This window comes from Gottfriedia acidiceleris, from assembly GCF_002128425.1.
GTDB lineage: Bacteria > Bacillota > Bacilli > Bacillales > Bacillaceae_G > Gottfriedia > Gottfriedia acidiceleris.
Map to the genome: position 1 here is coordinate 554,220 of NZ_NESS01000001.1, position 14,917 is coordinate 569,136.

Genomic DNA, 14,917 nt, shown 5'->3' on the forward strand with positions numbered 1-14,917 from the left:
AATTCAATTTATTATTTAGTCAATGATATTATTCGCATTTTATTTAATGAATTTAATTATACGTTTGATTTTCTACATTCATAAGGTTTGAATGTATAGCTTTGGTAAATTCTAATTCTTCTAAACTTAATGACCGTTGCGACGTTTCCCAAGCATCAAAATAAAAAAGATATAGTTGTTAGATACTATATCTTTTAATAACATTAGAATTTATACGTTATTAGTATATAGTTTTGAAATGCAGGCATATCAGCATTTAATACTACTTTTAGTGTCCCCTAGGTTTATATAATAATGTATTCTAAATTAAATAATTGAGGGACAATTGGAGGGGCTTTTTAATTTAAGTGGACAGGCCTTAATGAAACATTTAACTAAACTCTTCTATATAAATAGGAGTCTTTGGTAAGTTATTGTAGAATTTAAATTCCAATCATACATTAATTAATAATGAAAGTAATTAACTACTAGTTCTAAGGGGTTTGTTTTTTTAAGAACATATTACTAGATTCTAAATAGGAACCGCATAGTATATGCTCTCTATATTTAATTATCAAACAATACCAACTAAAGAACTAAAAATGAAGTTATTACACACATGAAAATAGCACGAACTATTTTATCATAGGAACCCTCCCTCTACTTTAGTAACACTTTAATTTAATTCAAAAAGGTAATTTAGTCCTCCATAACGAATATTTATTATGTGGCTAAATATAGGGAGGCTATTTCTTGTACACGTTTATTGAATTTTTATGTCTAATAGGAATCCTATTTTTTATTATTTTGGGGATTATTTCTTTCTTTAAAGTGAACGGAAAGTCTATAAAGAATTTTATTATTACTGGGGCTTTATTTGTTTTATTTATTGTTACATCTTTTACAGATCCCTCAAATGAAACAGAACATATAGAAGCAACAGAAAAAGACACAAGTACGAAGCCAACCAGAATCGTTAATAAAACTGAACACTCTAAACTAGAATCTGGTCAAATAGAAAAAACAAAATTATCTATACCTAAAAATAGTTATAACTTAATTAAATCCAGTAAGAATAAAGTAGAATGTAAGTCGAAATCTGATAAAGAACCTATTATAGAACCCCAAAAAGGGAAATTAGAAAAAGGAATATATAAAATTGTTTTTATGGTATTCGGGTTATTTTGATGTGCGTGTTTTAAAAATGAAGTTAGGGGCTATATGGGTGGTTTTAGTTACCACCTATATAGCCCCTTAATATCTATCTATAGCTCTATTTAAATAGGGTGATTTATTTTTTTGGAGTGAAGAGTTGAATTAATTCTGCGCAACTAATTTTCCTTAGTAGATCGAAACTTGCCCAACTACAAACACGATCCTCCCAAGCTACTAAGCATTGATTATCTTTAGTTTCCATAACCGTTCCCACAGCACCATCTAAGCTAAACATAACATAGTTGCCTATCGAGAACATTTTGATCACCCCAATCTAAATATAATTCCGTGCCCACCTTTCGGATACTCCCATTTAATATTTTGATGAGGACAGCCTATTCTACAGCTTCCGCATTCATGACATCCCTCGTATCCAACATGCATTCGAATATTTTCCCATTTATAAACTTCTGCTGGACAAAATATTGTACAGATTTTATCAGGACATTTTGTCATACAAATATCGGAATCTAATACAGTTAAGTGCGATTTTGTATCGGCATTAAAACGAACGAGATACTGCTTGTCTTCGATTGTACTTTCTTTTTTTGTCTCACTCATTTATTTCATCACCTTCCATGCTTTGTATACATCTTTCGCAAGCTTAAGTTTAGCCTTTGCTCCTCCTATATTACTCATAATATTTTTTTGTTTTTCCCATTTAGATTTACCATCTACAGTAAACATTTGGCTAGCAGACTTATTTAATAGAGGGATATATTGCTCGAAATATTGAGGGAATTTTTCAAAATGATGTGTTGCATCTTTATATTTTTTCAAATCCTGTCCTACGAAGCTATTTAGTAATTTATCGGCATATGGCTTTAAAGCAACATCAGAGTAATTATCAATCGCTTTTGCTTCGATAATGGTCTCCGCTGCTAGTCTTCCAGAAGTCATTGCCATATTTGAGCCTTCACGATGAATTGCGTTTACTAACTGTGCTGCATCCCCAATTACCAATACGCCATTTCCTACTAATTTAGGAATCGATTTGTACCCACCTTCAGGAATTAAATGAGCGAGGTATTCTTGCGGTTCGCTTCCTTGAATATAAGGTCTAATCATCGGATGATTCTTAACGTATTCAAGTAAATCATATGGTTTTATTTTATTTTCAATCATTCCTGATAATAATGTACCGACCCCAATACTAAGTGAATCTTTATTTGTATATAAAAATCCTGTGCCAACTATGCCTTTTGTTGCATCTCCAAATAACTCGATTGCTACCCCTTGGTTTCCTTCAAGACCAAATCGATCTTGAATAATTTTACTATCGAGCTTTAAAATTTCCATTGTCGCCAAAGCGACTTCATCTGGTCTCCATTCTTTATGGAAACCTAAAGATTTTCCTAAAAGCGAATTCACACCATCAGCTAGCACAACAACATCTGCATATAAATCACCATCTGGTCGATCCGTTCTTACACCAACAACAACATCATTTTCCACAATACACTCAAGAACAACCGTTTCATTGATTAATAACGCACCTTGTTCTACTGCTTTTTGAGCGAACCATTGATCAAACTTTGAGCGAAGAACTGTAAAATTATTGTAAGGTTCTTCAGCAAATTCAAGTCCTTTATACCCAAAGGTTGTAGCGGATTGTTTATCAAGCATCATAACTCGTTGCTCTACAATCACACGTTCAATTGGTGCATCCTTCCAAAATTCAGGTATAACGTCCTCCATCATTTTACGATACAATACGCCACCCATAACATTTTTCGAACCAGGATATTCTCCTCTTTCAATAAGGACAACATTAACACCATTTTTTGCGAGCTCGTATGCACATGAAATTCCTGCTGGGCCTGCTCCCACAACAATTACATCAAATTTTTCCGGCATGATCGTGATTTTCCTCCTTTAAAGAAAAACTTTCTTGGAATTGGTTAATCAGCATTGGTACAATTTCAAATGCGTCTCCTACGATGCCGTAATGACAAGATTGAAAAATTGCCGCATTCGGATCTTTATTTATCGCAATAATGAGACCTGAATTTTGCATCCCAACAATATGTTGTATTGCGCCAGATATCCCAATTGCAAAATAAATTTTTGGTGTAACCGTTACGCCAGTCTGACCTACTTGATGGTGATGTTCAACCCAGCCAGCTTCAACTACATCACGACTTGCTCCAACAGCCGCTCCAATCGTTTCAGCAAACATATGAATCAACTGAAATCCGTCTTTACTACCTAATCCTTTGCCACCCGCAACAATAATATCTGCTTCGTCAATCCGAACCTTCTTAGTTGTTGCACGTACAATTTCTAATACTTTTGTACGAATATCTTCTTCTTTTAAATCAATTTCCTCTTCGATCACAACTCCCTCAGCACCAGGAATAGGAGCGAGCGCTTTCATTACCTTTGGACGAACTGTAGCCATTTGAGGTCTATATTTCTTACAAAGAATAGTTGCCATTATATTCCCACCAAATGCAGGTCGACTAGCTAATAATAGTCCTGTATCTTCTTCAACATCTAATACAGTTGTATCCGCTGTTAAACCTGTAGGTAGGTCAGTTGCAACCGCACTTGCTAAATCCTTCCCTTTAGAGGTTGCACCATATAATAAGATTTCGGGCTTATATTTGTTACAGCATTCAAGTACTGCTTTCATATAAGATTCCGTACGATAATCCTTAAAAATTGGGTCATCATATACGTAAACGATGTCTGCACCGTATTCAAATAACGTAGGGGCTAATGATTTCACATTTTCACCAATTAATAATCCCGCTAGTTCACAACCACGTTTTTCTGCTAATTCTTTTCCAGCTCCAAGCAATTCAAGTGATACAGGAGCAATGACTTTATCGTTTTCTTCAATAAACACCCAAATACCTTTGTACTCTGAGAAATCCATTTATACCCCTCCTTTCACTTCAAATAACTCTTTCTTTTCATTTAAAATTTTCAGCAATTCATTTACTTTTTCTACTGAAGTTCCTTCAAAAATCGTTCCACCTTTAGCCTTTGGTGGAGCCCATACTTTCGATACAATCGTTGGTGAACCTTTTAAACCTAATTGTTTAATATCAATATTTTCTAGATCCTTCACAGCCCAAATGGTCGGATTATACCTTGCAGCTTTTATCATATTTGTAAGCGATGAATAAGGAACTTCATTTATTTCCTTCTCAACTGCAAATAAACAAGGCAAACTCGTCTTAATGACTTCATGGCCATCTTCTATTTTCCGATGAACAATTGCATACCCTTCATCTTTATTAATTTCTTGAACCTTTTTAACTGATGTTAACGGTGGAATATCTAATCGACGTGCGATCCCTGGTCCAACTTGTCCAGTATCACCGTCAATTGTCATCTTTCCACAAACGATTAAATCAATCGCTTGAATTTGTCCTATTTTCTCAATCGCCTTTGTCAATGCATAACTTGTCGCTAAAGTGTCTGCCCCAGCAAATGCACGGTCTGAAATCATATACCCTTCATCTGCACCGATTTCAATACATTTTCGAATAGCTTTTACAGCAGGTGGTGGCCCCATCGTAATAACTGAAACTACTCCACCATATTTATTCTTAATTCGAACAGCTTCCTCCACAGCATGGGCATCATACGGATTTAAAATTGCTGGAGCACTTGCACGGTCCATCGTATTCGTTTTAGGATTCATCTTAATGATTTTCGTATCTGGTACTTGTTTAATACAAACCACAATATGTAACACTTTTTCACTCTCCCTTTTTCTTCCCGTCTCCCATAGTTAGTAAATGTACATGTTGTTCAAATATATTATTTTGATTGAAAAAATATGATAGAAAGCAGCTAAAAAAAGAGAAACGAAAAAAAGAGACATTCACAACATAATAGTTGAAAATGTCTCTCAATATAATTTAATTTCTTAACCAACTAATAGTTGGATAGTTATGCCTGAAGGGTCCTTCGTAAATGTAATACCATTTTCTACAAATACTGTTGCTCCCATATTCTTTAAACGGTTTACTACCACCGTTTTTTCTTCTTCACTTGGATACAACAATGTAAAATTATTTAATCCAGCACTACTGTCAGAAGGTGCAACGCCTCCTGCACTATGCCATGTATTTAAACCGATGTGATGATGATAACGTCCTGTTGAAATAAATAATGCCTGGCTTCCATATTTCGTTACAACATCAAATCCAAGCCCTTCACAATAAAACTTCTCAGTACTATTTAAATCAGAAACTTGTAAATGGATATGCCCCATAATTGTTTTTTGTGGTAGTCCAGTAAAAACTTCATTTTCAGCAAGTGCCAAAAGCCCCTCTACATCTAATCGTTTACTATCCATTACGACATACTCATTATGCCATTGCCAATTCTCTGATGGACGATCTGCATAAATTTCAATACCATTCATATCTGGGTCCGCTAAATAGATTGCTTCACTTACTAAATGATCCGAACCACCTTGAAGTGGATTTCTAGTTTCAATCAGGTGCTTCAGCACAATACCTAAATCTTTTCGAGTAGGTACTAATAAAGCAAAATGATATAATCCTGTATTTCGTTCATTTCTAGGTGTAACATTTTCTGGCTGCTCTAATTTTATTAAAACATTTACCCCATCTGCTGTTAAACTAGCCTTTGTAGTTGAATGCTCCAATACTTTTAAACCAATAACCTCTTCATAAAACGCTAGTGAACGTTCTAAACTTGCAACTTTTAATTCAACTGTTGGAGCATAAACTTTTGGCTTTTGATGAAAATTCATTTTAATTTACCTCCTCTAGAAAATAGTACAATTATTGTTAACACTAACAGAATGAATGGAGCCATTGCAACACTCATGCCTTGACCCGCATGTAAATGAGTAAATACAGCTCCAACCATAATAATAGCCAAACCGGCAGAAGCAAGCTTACGTAAAATCAATTTCCAATAACCAACTAATAAACCAATTGCACCTAACACCTCAAATGAACCAATCGTATACATCATACCTTTTGAATAACCATAAACCTCTTTAAAATCATGTAACATCTGAGTATTTCCACTTAATTTCACAAAACCTGACATAAGAAACGCTATAATTAAAATCCCTTGAATAATTCTAATAAACCATTTCATTTAAAAATCTCTCCCTTTTTTGTTTTTTTACTGAACTTATATTAGGTACAGTTATTTTAAGAGCTTTTTACTAAATTCGATTTTAAAAACAGTATTCCAATTACTGTTCTTAATTCGAAGACAGTAATGAATAAAAAAATAGTGGTTCATATTAGTTGGTTACTTTTTGTAAGTAATTTTGATTTAAGTACAGTATATGCGATAACTGTTCTCATTTCAAGTACATTTTTTGATTCTACCATTTTAATTGCGTTCTCCCTCTAACAGCCCACTATCCTGAAACAAAATAAAAATATCGTACATCCAAATGTACGATATTTTCAAAGTGATTCGATTGTTTTATGACTGGCACGTCTTACAAAATCCGCCAAAGTATAGTTACATAAAAAGCCAAGTAAGTGTTCTTCTGCTTCAATTGCAAAGTCTGAAAATACATTGTTCATTACACGTCCGCTAGTACAGTCAGATGTGGATTCAATTAGTGCGGTTGATAGAGGTTCTGTCATTTGTAGCGCAATATAGACTTGTTTTAAGGTAATTTCCTCAGGTGACTTCGCTAATAAATAGCCGCCATCTCGTCCTTCTCTTGCTTCTACTATTTTTTCTTTTACGAGGGGAGCCATTATTCTTCTCATAAATGAAACACCTGATCTAATATGTTTTGCGATTGCTTTACTTGGTGTAACCCCTTCAGTTGTTGCTAGTAAAACTAATGCCTGAATAGCAAATCCGAACCACTTAGGTGTAACGGAGTTTTTACAACTTGACATAATTATCACCATCCAGTGATATTATTATCACCCGTTTTTGTATCCCTTGCAAGTATATAGTAGTTTTTAGTCTTGTTTATGTTAATAGATAACGATTCACTAGATGAAAACAGTTGTTTTTAGGCAATAAAAAAGGATAGAAAGTTTGCTTTCCATCCTCATTTTTTATTTAACGAGCATATCCGCCTAGGCTTTGTTCTGCCATTTGAACTAGACGCTTAGTAATTTCCCCACCAACTGAACCGTTAGCGCGTGAAGTTGTGTCTGGTCCTAAGTGCACTCCAAATTCAGAAGCTATTTCGAACTTCATTTGCTCAATTGCTGAACTTGCATTTGGTGCAACATATTGATTTGAAGATCTTCTGTTTGCCATGTTGTCGACTCCTTTGTCTATTGGATGCTCTGATGTTGTTTATCAGATTAAAGATAGTATGATTCTAAAAATTTATTCTATACATTTATTTACAAATTATTTTCTTTTTACCAGAAGTACTTCTTGTTACCATATGAAGTTTTTGTGTATAAATATTTCCAAGATCAAAAACTTGTATTATGCCTTTAGATTTTCTATAATCTTAGCATACTGTATATAATTAAAACACAGTTTACAAAATGAAAACGTCTCGTTATTTCTATATATTGAAAAAAGGTTTTTAGGAGGAAAATTTTATGATGAATAATCGTTTCCAAGATAAAGTTGCTAAGAATTTAAGTGAAATACCTTTATCTGTATTAGACTTAGCACCGGTTGTGGAAGGAAGCACTCCTGCTGATGCTTTTAAAAATAGTCTTGATTTAGCACAGCATGCTGAAAAATGGGGATATCACCGTTACTGGTTTGCCGAACATCATAATATGCCAGCTGTTGCAAGTTCAGCTACTTCAGTTGTAATTGGACATATTGCAAGTGGAACATCAACGATTCGAGTTGGTTCTGGAGGAATCATGTTACCAAATCATGCTCCTTTAGTCATCGCAGAACAATTTGGTACATTAGAATCACTACATCCAGGTCGTATTGATCTTGGGTTAGGTCGTGCCCCTGGTAGTGATATGTCAACAACAAGAGCGCTACGTAGGGATTTACGCAGCCATGAAGATTTCCCTGCTCAATTAGAGGAATTACGTAATTACTTTAATCCTCCAGGAGGATTAGGCAGTACAACGGTTCAAGCCGTACCTGGCGAAGGTTTAAATATACCAGTTTGGTTATTAGGATCAAGTGGCTTTAGTGCTCAGTTAGCTGCTGAATTAGGATTACCATTCGCATTTGCAGCTCACTTCGCACCAGACTATACAGTTCAAGCAATGCAGTTGTATCACAATAACTTTAAACCTTCTAATATTTTAGATGAACCATATGCAATGATTGGCTTAAATGTTGTCGTTGCTGACACTGATCAAGAAGCAAAAAGACTTTTCACAACTCAGCAACAATCATTTTTAAACTTAGTTCGAGGTGGCAAACCAGCTCTATTAAAACCACCAGTTGACGATATGAATGAAATTTGGAGTCCATTTGAAAAAGAAACACTTGAAAATCAAATGAGACTATCTGCTATTGGTGCAATCGAAACGGTTACTGAAAAGCTACAAGCAGTTTTAAATATGACAAAAGCTGATGAGATTATGGTTAATGGAACTGTTTTCGATCATGCGGCGCGTTTACATTCATATGAATTATTAAGTAAAGTATCAAATAAATAATAAAAAAGGAGAGTATATGACGCTCTCCTTTTTGTTATATGTAAGCTTATTAATCCTGCTCCTTTAAAGCTTCTTGTTTAACTCTTTGTAAAAATTCATGAACTACCTTTAAATTATTCCCCTTTGGATTTCCTAGCTTCAACATTGCTCGTCCGATAAAATTGACACCTGCATTCGTGCCTTCATAAATAAATTTTGTATGTGTATCGTCGATTTTTTCTAATGTAAATGTCAGATTTGTTGCAAATGCATTTGCTAAAACAAAATGAATTTGCTTTTTTTTATATGTTTCAGTATCTTCGTATGCTAAAGTTTCAACGATATAAGATTCTACACGTTTTCCTTCTCTATAGCTTTGTTCATGCTTTGCACCTACTTCAGTTTCATTTTTATCGATTAAATTATGCTCTTCAACTTTCGGCATTATTTTCTTAATATTTCTATCTAAAAATAGACACCATACTTTTTCAATATTTGTATCAATAACAATGTCTTCTTTCCATTTAATCATTATTTGTTTTCTTCCTTCCTGAAGCAATTATTTTATCTATTTCGTTTATTTTTAAAGTTAATACTCAATTTCTACTATTTTTTCGTTTAAATTTCTTTAAAAACCTTGGTGAACACCACAATTTCAAATATTAGTTCTATTATACCGAATTATGTTTTCATATCATAAAAAAAGCCCTCTCATTTAATGAGAAGCCTCTGATTTTTATTTTATTTACCTTAAGCTTTTTCGATATTTATATTGATTCCATTGGAAATGAATATAGCATCCAATGCAAAATCCATTGATTGCAATAAACGATGCTAATGCGACCATAATTGAAAACACATAAAATAATATGTTCCAACCAAATAATGCACCAATAAACGCTAGTGATAGGCAGGTTACTGCAATTGTTTGATTAAAATTTTGTTGTACTTTATCCTCTTGTGGATAGCTCGATGGTTTCTTTTTTAAAAATCGTTTAGCAAATTTTATGATTGGATGGAAATCGAAAAGCAATCCACTAAGGCCACTAATTAAAGGAATAAGTAATAGCCAGTACTGACCAGTGATCCAAGTTAAAATAACTGAAATAAAGATTGTCCATTGATTTGTACGAACTAGAGGTAATGGAATTGTATTTATTTTTGGATTAGACATACCAAAAACCAACCTTTCGTATCGGAATAATTAAGTATAATCATAATATGATTTCAAAAACAATACAATCCATAAATCTGAAAAAAATTAAATTTATATTATAAAAACAAAAAACGATCTAAATGATCGTTCAAAATAAAACATAGTCAGTATGGAGGCCTAAGTAAGTAAAAACAATAAGATTTAAAGAACTTACTCATAACTGGTTCATGAGTAAGTAAAAAAGCTTAATATTGAAAAGTACTTACTCGTAACTGGTTCATGAGTAAGCAAAAAAGCTAAATATTGAAAAGTACTTACTCATAACTGGTTCATGAGTAAGTATTAAAGCTAAAAAACGAAAAGTACTTACTCATAAAAGGTTCATGAGTAAGTATTAAAGCAAAATATTGAAAACAACTTACTCATAACTAGTTCATGAGTAAGTTTAATAGCTAAAATATAAAAAGAACTTACTCATAACTAGTTCTTGAGTAAGCAAAAAAAACAAAATAATGAAAAGAACATAATAATGTCGATGACAAACCATTTTTCAACAGTCTGAAACGATCTAAATGATCGTTTTAGTTTTTAATTAATAGGTGCTCCATATTGAACAGGATATAAGCTTCCTTTATAAGCGAATGATATATTTCCTGTTTCTTCTGATACTACTAACGCAAGTGCATCGCTTTGTTCTGAAATTCCAACTGCTGCTCGGTGCCTTGTTCCAAGTTTTTTATTATCGTATGTAATTTTTGATAGTGGAAGTACATTACCAGCGGAAATGATCATGTTATTTTCAATGAGTACTGCTCCGTCATGTAATGGGCTACCTGGATAAAAAATTGATTCTAATAGTGCTGGAGATAGTTTTGCACCGACGTGGATCCCAGAACTCATTAATTCTTCAAGTGAGTCATTTCTTTTTACAACAATTAATGCGCCATGTTTACGTTTGGATAAGTGTTGAACTGTGATTGTCAATTCATCAAAGATATCAGTATATGGAGATAGATATGAATTTAAATAAAATGAGGCTGCGTCCATTTGTAAATTATTAAAGACTCGATGGATATTTTCAAATTCAGTTAATATGCCGCATCCTTTATTTTCAATTCTTCCAATCATGCCTTCGATTTTTAAATTAAGTTGAGTTAGTGTTTGAGTTATATTTTTTCTTACAGTAGGGTTTAATTGAGACTCGAATTCATCCATTCCAATGTCATCTCTCTTTCGAACCGAATTACCTCCACTTAAGTTTCCCAAAGGTCGCTATGTTATACGTATTATCCCCCTTGGTTTTGAAACAATAAAGATTGATAGTCCGTAACGAGTTGATTATCTTGCTGCCCATGCTTCTACTTCTATTTTAATATCTGGATTTGCTAAAGCTGAAACATAAGCATAAGTTGTTGCAGGTGGGTTACCAGAATGAAATTGGCTCCAACAGTCTAAAAAGAATTGGCGATCGATTTTCTCTGTTAGCCAAAAGTTTAGTTTGAAAAGATTACTAATCTCAACTTTTTCACTCTCAAGGATGTTTTTTATATTCTCAAGTGCATTGACGAATTGGCTTTCGATATCATTTGGAAATTTTCCGTTTTTGTCGTTTCCTACTTGACCTGATAATACGACAAGCTCTGCATGTCTTGGGACAATTGTGACATGACTGTATTGTCCAACAGGTGCTGCAACTGTTTCAGGGTTTACTTTTTTAATTTTCATTTTTATTTCCTCCTTTTTTCTTTCAAAAAACCTCAAATGTATTAAACATTTGAGGTAGTCATTTTATATGTATACATATTATCTTAACAATTCTATTACTCTGGCCAATCCTGTTGGTGTTATTGAAATATTAAATAATGATGCAATTTCTTTTTGATCTATATCACTCTTAATCCAAGTTAAACCGTTGATAAATCCTTGCAATTCTAGTTCAATTAATGCAGGTTCGACATCATCAATAGCTACTCCTACTTCATTATGAAGCCCTTTTTCAAAGTCTGGCTCTTTTTCTTGAAGTTCTTTAAAAATAGCCAATAGCATTAATCCTGCATCTGAAATCTTACTAGCCAGAAAAAACACCACCTTTTTAGACTATTTATTCGACAAAAGGTGGTAATTTCCTTTTTTTACTAATTTTTCTACTTATTTAATAATTTATTTGTTCTTTCAAGGAGCTTTTGAATATCCATTGGCTTTACTTGATTATTGTCTAGTTTATATTTTTGTTTTAGTAAAATGATTCTTTTTACACTCTCATTTATACGTTCTTCTGAAATTGTTTTGTTTTTAACGGCTGTTTCGATTTCTTTATAAACAGCTTTTACTTTGTTAGGATCATGAGCAACCATAATGATATCACTTCCAGCTAATATGGAAGTCACCGCTGCTTTTTCCAAATTATAATTTTTACCAATTGCATCCATCGTCATATCATCCGTCATAACTACTCCATCATATTTTAAATCGTTTCTTAACATAGAAGTAATGACCATTTTAGACATTGAAGCAGGGTATTTAGGATCGATTTTTGGTAATAAAATATGTGCAATCATAACAGCATCTGCGTTTTGACTGATAGCGTCTTTAAATGGTATTAATTCTAATGATTTTAAATCTGTATACGATTTGTTTACAACCGGTAATTCTAAATGTGAATCAACCGAAGTATCACCGTGGCCCGGAAAATGCTTTACAACCGGAATGATCTTTTCTGATTGAATTCCTTTCATTGTTTGTATTCCTAAATTACTTACAGTTGCTGGATTACTACTAAATGAACGATCACCAATGACAGGATTTTTAGGATTACTATTTACATCTAGAACAGGTGCAAAGTCCATATTTAAACCAAAAGCTTGTAGCTGTTCTCCTAGTATCTGACCAATTTCAAATGAGAATTGTCCATTATTTTTCTTTCCAATTATTTCATTTGACGGTATATGGCCAAGATTTCCTGGCAAACGTGACACCCTTCCACCTTCTTGGTCAACTCCGAATAAAATCGGTAAATGATTATTTCGATTAGCAGTCTTTATTGAATTTACAAGTTTAACCGTTTGACTGTTATTTTTTAGATTTTCATTATAAAAAATAAATCCACCAATATGATATTGTTCTACTAGTTCTTTTAAACTATTTGAGTAATTTGGTCCGTAAAAACCTGAGATAATCATTTGGCCTATTTTTTCTTGAAGTGTCATCTCATTTAAAAGTTGATCTACTTTAGTCCCAGTGCTAGGAATAAGTTGGTCAATAATTGATACTGAAGTATGATGCACTGTTGGATTATCTTTTTCACTAGTTGGTCTTGGTAATATAAACTTGAGTTCAATGTGATTAGGTAGTGCATAAACTAAAATAATTTGATCAACTTGTTGATCTTTATAGTATCTAATTTTACTTGGCTTATTTAATTGTTTCATAATATCGTCATAGTGAATTTGTTGTAAATTAGCATCATATGAACGCACTTCATAAACTCGATTTTGATGATCATATCCTACTGCAAATTCCTGTGATTGATAAGTTAAGTACGTACCATTAGCAACTTCATCTTTTTGCGTAGATTCCCCATACTGCTCCGTTATATCTTTTAATTGAGTTTTCCCTACTTCTATATTTTTTTCGTTTGGAATTTTTCCTTGTTTAGCACTTGAAATTATCTTATTTAAAATTTCTTCTGTTGAAAGATGACTCGAATGATTATTATCCGTTTCCGTTTGATGATTTGTATTCGTATTTGGCTTCGAATTTGATGAATCTTGGAAAACTTTATCTTTCACTGCAAAGTAAACACTTGTACAAACAATTAACAATAGTATTAATAAAAATACAGTTTTTTTGATAATATTCTCCTCCTAAACTATTATTTTTCCCTTTTAACTTTTACTTGTATTTCCATTAGTTAAGTGGGCACCTTCTAACGAATAGGTGCATACGATGAGAAAGATTAACGAGGAGGGACTAATTAGCATGACCAGTAAAAAATCCCACGAAATGATTCAACCTATAAACTACAAAAATCAAAATATGGATCAAAATATGAATAATCCTTATTATGATTATCACCAATATTGGTTTAACAAATATCAGTCATATCCTATTCATCAACAGCTTCATTCATTTGACCAATCTGACCTTTTTTATCGTCAGCATGCTCAAAACACTTTCGTTTTAGTTCACGGCTCATGGGTTGATCCATTCTTCTGGCACGGAATTACACGAGAACTACAAAAAATGGGACATATTGTTCACACGCCACAATTGCCAGGGCATGGTACAGATAAAGATAAAAATGTAAACCATGATATGATTACCAAACAAGTTGTTCATTATATAACGTCTAATAAGCTTAATAATATTATTTTGATCGGTCACAGCTTTGGTGGTACTGTCATTCAAAAAGTCGCAGAACAGCTTCACGACCGAATTAAACGATTAGTTTTTTGGAATGCTTTTGTTTTAAATGACGGCGAAAGCGTGGCTGATCAATTTCCACCACAAGCGCAAAAATTCCTTTTAGACTTAGCACAGCAATCTTCTGATAATACAATCAACCTACCATTTCAATACTTCCGAGACGTATTTGTTAACTTGACTGATTTACAAACGGCTCGGCAAATTTATAACGCGACAACACCTGAACCAGCAACTCCCCTAGTCGAAAAACTAGATTTAAAAACGTTTTACCAATTATCTACCCCAAGAAGCTTTATTAATTTACAAGAGGATACAGTAGTACCCGCAGGCGAAAACTCTGGTTGGTACCCTCATATTGCTAGTAAATTAGGAGTTTATCGTTTTATACAAGGAAGTGGCGATCATATGTCAACTGCAAAAATATACCCAAGAAGAATGGCACAGTTAATTTTAAATGCCTCACGAGACTAAAAATAGACTTTACTAGTTTATGATTGTAACACTTAATTTATTTACCTTTAAGTGAAGTGAACTATGGATAGCTTCATTTAAAGGTAATTTAAAATAGATTTAATGCTATTATTATATATTT

18 protein-coding genes are annotated in these 14,917 nt (G+C 33.1%); 3 read left to right on the forward strand and 15 right to left on the reverse strand.

Features of this window, described 5'->3' with window-relative positions; all coding sequences use genetic code 11:
- Positions 1-732 precede the first annotated feature (732 nt).
- Positions 733-1,167 carry a hypothetical protein gene (locus tag B6K90_RS02965; protein ID WP_088011031.1) on the forward strand — a complete coding sequence of 145 codons (435 nt, stop codon included), beginning with the start codon at positions 733-735 and terminating at the stop codon, positions 1,165-1,167.
- Between the two features lie 103 nt (positions 1,168-1,270).
- Here the strand turns inward: B6K90_RS02965 and B6K90_RS02970 are convergent, their stop codons facing one another.
- From B6K90_RS02970 to B6K90_RS03010, 9 genes are all read right to left on the reverse strand, one after another.
- Positions 1,271-1,453, reverse strand: coding sequence for a tudor domain-containing protein (locus B6K90_RS02970; RefSeq protein WP_088011033.1), 183 nt, complete (start codon positions 1,451-1,453; stop codon positions 1,271-1,273).
- Between the two features lie 5 nt (positions 1,454-1,458).
- Positions 1,459-1,755, reverse strand: a complete 297-nt coding sequence (locus B6K90_RS02975) for a ferredoxin family protein (protein WP_088011035.1) — start codon at positions 1,753-1,755, stop codon at positions 1,459-1,461.
- Positions 1,756-3,051, reverse strand: a complete 1,296-nt coding sequence (locus B6K90_RS02980; RefSeq protein ID WP_088011037.1) for an FAD-dependent oxidoreductase — start codon at positions 3,049-3,051, stop codon at positions 1,756-1,758.
- Complete coding sequence (locus tag B6K90_RS02985; RefSeq protein ID WP_088011039.1) at positions 3,035-4,075, reverse strand: electron transfer flavoprotein subunit alpha/FixB family protein; 1,041 nt, start codon at positions 4,073-4,075, stop codon at positions 3,035-3,037. Before B6K90_RS02985 ends, B6K90_RS02980 begins: the two co-directional genes overlap by 17 nt.
- Positions 4,076-4,903: an electron transfer flavoprotein subunit beta/FixA family protein gene (locus B6K90_RS02990; RefSeq protein WP_088011041.1), complete on the reverse strand. Its 828-nt coding sequence runs from the start codon at positions 4,901-4,903 to the stop codon at positions 4,076-4,078. It lies immediately after the preceding gene.
- A gap of 174 nt (positions 4,904-5,077) precedes the next feature.
- A complete protein-coding gene (locus B6K90_RS02995; protein WP_088011043.1) occupies positions 5,078-5,932 on the reverse strand; it encodes a VOC family protein in 855 nt (284 codons plus the stop codon).
- On the reverse strand, positions 5,929-6,288 hold the full coding sequence (locus B6K90_RS03000) for a DoxX family protein (protein ID WP_088011044.1): 360 nt from the start codon (positions 6,286-6,288) through the stop codon (positions 5,929-5,931). The genes B6K90_RS02995 and B6K90_RS03000 overlap by 4 nt, the downstream gene beginning before the upstream one ends.
- A gap of 320 nt (positions 6,289-6,608) precedes the next feature.
- Entirely contained in the window at positions 6,609-7,058 is a 450-nt protein-coding gene (locus B6K90_RS03005; protein WP_025568186.1) for an RrF2 family transcriptional regulator, read from the reverse strand.
- 169 nt (positions 7,059-7,227) lie between these two features.
- A complete protein-coding gene (locus tag B6K90_RS03010; RefSeq protein WP_088011051.1) occupies positions 7,228-7,431 on the reverse strand; it encodes an alpha/beta-type small acid-soluble spore protein in 204 nt (67 codons plus the stop codon).
- 296 nt (positions 7,432-7,727) lie between these two features.
- Between B6K90_RS03010 and B6K90_RS03015 the strand changes: the two genes are divergently transcribed.
- The gene (locus tag B6K90_RS03015; RefSeq protein ID WP_235821692.1) at positions 7,728-8,765 is read left to right on the forward strand and encodes an LLM class flavin-dependent oxidoreductase; all 1,038 of its coding nucleotides are present in this window, start codon (positions 7,728-7,730) and stop codon (positions 8,763-8,765) included.
- A gap of 49 nt (positions 8,766-8,814) precedes the next feature.
- Here the strand turns inward: B6K90_RS03015 and B6K90_RS03020 are convergent, their stop codons facing one another.
- The 6 genes from B6K90_RS03020 to nagZ form a co-directional block, all read right to left on the reverse strand.
- Entirely contained in the window at positions 8,815-9,276 is a 462-nt protein-coding gene (locus B6K90_RS03020; RefSeq protein ID WP_088011052.1) for an SRPBCC family protein, read from the reverse strand.
- Between the two features lie 213 nt (positions 9,277-9,489).
- Positions 9,490-9,918 (reverse strand): DUF4395 domain-containing protein, encoded by a 429-nt coding sequence (locus tag B6K90_RS03025; RefSeq protein ID WP_088011053.1) that lies wholly within the window; start codon positions 9,916-9,918, stop codon positions 9,490-9,492.
- Positions 9,919-10,488: 570 nt separating this feature from the next.
- Complete coding sequence (gene cdaS / locus B6K90_RS03030) at positions 10,489-11,115, reverse strand: sporulation-specific diadenylate cyclase CdaS (RefSeq protein WP_088011447.1); 627 nt, start codon at positions 11,113-11,115, stop codon at positions 10,489-10,491.
- Positions 11,116-11,238: 123 nt separating this feature from the next.
- Complete coding sequence (locus tag B6K90_RS03035) at positions 11,239-11,625, reverse strand: RidA family protein (RefSeq protein ID WP_088011054.1); 387 nt, start codon at positions 11,623-11,625, stop codon at positions 11,239-11,241.
- Between the two features lie 78 nt (positions 11,626-11,703).
- The gene (locus B6K90_RS03040; RefSeq protein ID WP_167555259.1) at positions 11,704-11,946 is read right to left on the reverse strand and encodes a hypothetical protein; all 243 of its coding nucleotides are present in this window, start codon (positions 11,944-11,946) and stop codon (positions 11,704-11,706) included.
- A gap of 98 nt (positions 11,947-12,044) precedes the next feature.
- Complete coding sequence (nagZ, locus tag B6K90_RS03045; protein WP_139840669.1) at positions 12,045-13,688, reverse strand: beta-N-acetylhexosaminidase; 1,644 nt, start codon at positions 13,686-13,688, stop codon at positions 12,045-12,047.
- 190 nt (positions 13,689-13,878) lie between these two features.
- Here nagZ and B6K90_RS03050 point away from each other — a divergent pair, with 190 nt between their 5' ends.
- Positions 13,879-14,796, forward strand: a complete 918-nt coding sequence (locus B6K90_RS03050; protein WP_235821693.1) for an alpha/beta hydrolase — start codon at positions 13,879-13,881, stop codon at positions 14,794-14,796.
- The last annotated feature ends 121 nt before the right edge of the window (positions 14,797-14,917 follow it).